Here is a 2,363-nt window from a genome sequence, read left to right as displayed (position 1 = left end):
TGAGTTGACCCAATCTGAACACTCGAGTTAGAAACGGGGTGACGTGAGCGCGTTAAGGATCAGGGTGTTCACGTTGGCCGGAATGGCTGTTCAACTTCGCCGGAATACGCAACTGGTTTTATGACGACTTAACCTTAGACCAGTTAGCGCGGAAAATGTTAACTGCTTGTTGTTTTTTTGTGCCCCCAGATTCAGTGGCACAGTTTTGCTGGACAAGAGTTACCCAGCAGATAGAGCCAGCGCTACAACCCTTGCTAGCGCGAGGGAGCATCCTGTGCAGCGATGGCAATCAGAGTTACATCAAGGTGGCGGAGATGGGCGCGGGAATTATTCATAAGCGCTTGATAGTCAAAGAACATCACCGTGTGGAAGATGATGTGTTCCGCATCCAGACACTGAACAACTATGTCAACCGCTGGCGCGGCTGGATGTTAAAATTCCACGGGGTCGGGACGGCCTATCTGGCCAATTACTTGGCATGGTTCAGGACGGTAGAGCAAGAGCCAAACACGATCCGTTCATGGCTGCAGGTTGGGTGTCAAATGACCCGCAAACACGTGGCGGGAACAGCGCCACAAGAAGCGGGGCATCAAGCCAGCGATATACGACTCCATCATCAACAAGACGCCTCTGTTGTCATTTCGCACCAACCGCATCATCGGCGGCGTGGCCGAGATGGTGGTCACATCATGATCGACAAGAATGTCTAACCGCGTATTCAGTTGACTGCTCCCCTCCCTAAAGGAAGGGGATTCCCACTTCATAGCAACCCACCCAAGGCAGCTTACGCCGCCTTGGGATTTACAGTCGCTCCATGGGCTAACACGGCGAGCCCCGCCGCTTTGATATTAATGGCCGCATTCACATCGCGGTCATGGTGTGCGCCACACTCGGGGCACTTCCACTCACGCACGGAAAGAGGCATTTGAGGCATGGTAAAGCCGCAACAAGAGCAGCGCTTGGAAGACGGGAAAAACTGGTCTATGGCCACTACTGACCGACCGGCCCAATCTGCCTTGTACGCCAACTGGCGCACAAACTCGCCCCAAGCGGCGTCGGCAATATGCTTGGCCAGCTTCGGATTGCGGATCATGTTCTTCACCTTGAGGGATTCAACGCACACAACTTGGTTCTCGTTAATCAGTGTGCGGGACAACTTGTGCAAGTTGTCCTGTCGGCAATCGGAGATTTTGGCGTGAATACGGGCCACCTTGACTTTGGCCTTGGCGCGATTGGCAGAGCCGAGCTTTTTCTTGCTCAGTCTGCGCTGCGCCAGTGCCAGCCGGGCGGCGTACTTGGCCGTGTGACGGGGATTGCCGACCTTTTCACCTTGGCTGGTGACAAACAGGTCTTTTATGCCGAGATCGATGCCGACCATTTTCGGTGTGATGGGCAGGGTCTCGGGGTCGAACTCGCACAGGCAGGAGACGAAGTATCGGCCTGCTGTGTCTTTGGAAATGGTAACAGTGCTGGGCTCGCCCGGCAGCGGGCGGCTCCAGCGGATAGCCAGCGGCTCCTTGCTCTTTGCCATGAACAGTTGGCCGTCCCGATACTTAAAGGCGGCATCGGTCAGGGTGGCAGACTGTTTATGGTGTTTGCTCTTGAAGGTCGGATACTTGGCGCGACCTTCAAAGAAGTTTTTGAAGGCGGCTTGTTGGTGACGCAAGGCTTGCTGGAGCGGGACGCTGGACACGTCATTGAGCCATGCAAATTCGGGCTGTTTCTTGAGTGCGGTCAGCTTTGCGCTGGCTTGGCTATAGCCGATTTTTTCCTGCTGCTGATAGAAGGCATCGGTACGCCAGCGCAGGATATGATTGTAAACAAAACGGGCGCAGCCAAACGTCTTGGCAAGCAATTGAGCTTGTTCAGGCGTGGGATAGAAACGGTATTTGTAGGCGCGTTTTGTCATGCCTTACAGCATTTCACTTTTAATGTAAAGTGTCAACTAATGTTACCGCGCTTATATCCCCGCCCTAGAAGGACGGGGTTTTACGCGCATTCAGATAATAACTGAAGTTACGCATTCGCCCTGAGCACCCGCAATTCGTCAAACGCTATTCGGGTGGCTTTGAGATAGAGATTGGCGCGCAGAGCAAAGTGGTTGAGCTTGGTGCTGATTTTCAGGGCCTCCAGCTTGGTCACCGCCACTACAAAGCAAGCAGGTGGTTGGCTTGCGTGCGAACCACATGGGCTGGCGATTTGGCAAAGGCAGCATTGGATTTCAATGATTTGTGAATCACTTCGACTTGCCACGGCCTTGTTGCACAAATCAGGGAACTATCTAGCCAAGTGGTGATCTGATCTCCCGGATCAATTACCGGGCACATGAGATGGGCAAGTCAACACACAACATCACCAACTGG

At 53.6% G+C, this 2,363-nt stretch carries 2 protein-coding genes and 1 pseudogene; 1 reads left to right on the top strand and 2 read right to left on the bottom strand.

Annotation, left to right across the window (positions count from 1 at the left end):
* Positions 1-155 precede the first annotated feature (155 nt).
* Entirely contained in the window at positions 156-710 is a 555-nt protein-coding gene (locus PG883_RS23210; protein ID WP_270808414.1) for a transposase, read from the top strand.
* Positions 711-784: 74 nt separating this feature from the next.
* On the opposite strand, the gene PG883_RS23205 is transcribed toward PG883_RS23210, so the two are convergent.
* Together PG883_RS23205 and PG883_RS23200 are read right to left on the bottom strand one after the other, a co-directional pair.
* On the bottom strand, positions 785-1,909 hold the full coding sequence (locus PG883_RS23205) for an RNA-guided endonuclease InsQ/TnpB family protein (RefSeq protein ID WP_270808412.1): 1,125 nt from the start codon (positions 1,907-1,909) through the stop codon (positions 785-787).
* Between the two features lie 107 nt (positions 1,910-2,016).
* Positions 2,017-2,306, bottom strand: a pseudogene (locus PG883_RS23200) (IS701 family transposase); the annotation flags it as partial.
* Between the last annotated feature and the right edge of the window lie 57 nt (positions 2,307-2,363).

The sequence above is a fragment of the Aeromonas sp. QDB25 genome (assembly GCF_027707725.1).
Taxonomy (GTDB): Bacteria; Pseudomonadota; Gammaproteobacteria; order Enterobacterales; family Aeromonadaceae; genus Aeromonas; species Aeromonas caviae.
This window is presented reverse-complemented; position numbering and strand designations above follow the sequence as displayed.

Bases quoted from the DNA above. Each gene is read 5' to 3' on its own strand.
- PG883_RS23205 (WP_270808412.1), bottom strand. From the start codon at position 1,909: ATGACAAAACGCGCCTACAAATACCGTTTCTATCCCACGCCTGAACAA.
- PG883_RS23210 (WP_270808414.1), top strand. From the start codon at position 156: ATGTTAACTGCTTGTTGTTTTTTTGTGCCCCCAGATTCAGTGGCACAG.